2 protein-coding genes are annotated in these 1,678 nt (G+C 40.6%); both read right to left on the reverse strand.

The features are described 5' to 3' along the window. Nucleotides 1–128: 128 nt before the first annotated feature. Complete coding sequence (locus DRJ53_RS20950) at nt 129–803, reverse strand: DUF2711 family protein (protein WP_114237628.1); 675 nt, start codon at nt 801–803, stop codon at nt 129–131. Nucleotides 804–978: 175 nt separating this feature from the next. Then, nucleotides 979–1,494, reverse strand: coding sequence for a hypothetical protein (locus DRJ53_RS20955; RefSeq protein WP_114237629.1), 516 nt, complete (start codon nt 1,492–1,494; stop codon nt 979–981). Nucleotides 1,495–1,678: the final 184 nt, after the last annotated feature.

Genomic DNA, 1,678 nt, shown 5'->3' on the forward strand with positions numbered 1-1,678 from the left:
GTGAACAGCTTTTCGGAGTAGTGCTTGCGGCCTTGCATACGAAAAGTTACTACTCCTGCAGCTTTTTTAAAACATACCTTATCCACAGCATGTGAGTTGTGCAACACGCACGCCTGTTGTGTGCAGCTTCACTTGAATGCCCACCATGACATTGTTTCTTTATCACAATAAAACCCTTCCAATCTTTGAGCAAATTGCTGAACAAGGCTCCTGGAGCCGCAGATAAAGGTTTCCACATAATCGAACGCATTGGCTATTAAGAGCTGCTCATCTACAGTTTGCAGGCAACTTCGATAATGATATTGGTCAATGACTTTGTCTAATTCCAGATCAACTTCGTACGGCAAATCGATATTCGGAAACTCTGGAATACACCTTATTTGTGAATGTCCCATTTGCTTTAGGATATCGATTAAAGCTTCCAATTGGTGCGGGCTGAAACTATCTTCATATGGCTGAATGATCTTTTCCTGTATGCAGATCTCTCGAAGACGGTCTTTTTGATTACTGAACTCTTCTCGCGAGGTCATTGCTTGCCGAAGGGTTGCCATAGAGTCAAAACCAGTTTTTTGCAGCATTTTTTCCCAAGACAGCGGAAATGTTTGTTCTGCCAACAACCGCATGTCGAAGTAATTGTCGTCTTCTTCTATAGTTTCAAAAAGGTTTGAGCTGCTTTTAACCTTCATAAAAGGTTTGAGGTAACAAAAGATAGACTCATAAATGTCTCCCCAATACTTAAATAAAGCGACATTGTAATAAGGGGCTGTTATCCTTCTATATTCTATTGGTAGTTCTGGTTCCATGAGTTGCACACAACGAGTACCGGCTTTGTGCAGTAGCGGAATAGCGTACTGTCAGCCGAAACGATCACTAAAGTAATATATCTATTCAAATGCCTGGATTAAGAACTTCACGCCGCTATTGCACAAAACCGATGTTGCCTGCATGTGCTTTTGTGTCACCTGAAAGCTGCTATAGTTACTTCTTAACCTTTCTAAAAAACATATTTCCATAAATATCCGACTTAAAAACATAATAAAACTTCTTGTATCCACGATAAAGTGTCGGCGGATACTTCAGAATGTGATAGGTTGTGTCGCTTTGGACTTTCCATAAATCGGGTGGTCCGCTGGAGTACAAAATTTTCTCTTTAAAAGTCTTGATAACAGTGTCTTTGTTTGTCACATAAAAAATGATGCTGTCGCTTGACGTGATTTTGAACCTGTAGTGGTCGTACTGCCATTTAGCATTTGTCCCGCTAAAAAAATTTGTATCAACGCGGTATTCTCCAATAATGTCAGCTTTAGTTAAACTGATTGGTGTTCGAAAGTAGTCAGCGATTGTCGCTGTAATGAACAATAGAATTGTCAAGCCCCATATTGCCGCAACAATTAAGAGCGGTTTCCAAGTCTGCTTTGCAATTGCATAGATAACAAGTCCACCTGTCGCAAGTAACAAAAGAGGAAAACCAATCAAGTTAAAGCCAAATCCCATTAGTAGCAGTCGCTTTAGTTATGTGTCCTGTCAATAGAAACTTTGAATTGTAGGGTGTCACAGCATTGCAGGCAACGTCCGACAGCTTGCTGCAGTAGCGGCATTCTGTGATTCGTCAGCCTAAATTTAGTACTTAGTTCAATGGAATTATTGCAGATCAGCCTATGTTCGTCAAGCCGCTATT

This window comes from Paracnuella aquatica, from assembly GCF_003332885.2.
In the GTDB taxonomy this organism is placed as follows: Bacteria; Bacteroidota; Bacteroidia; order Chitinophagales; family Chitinophagaceae; genus Flavisolibacter; species Flavisolibacter aquaticus.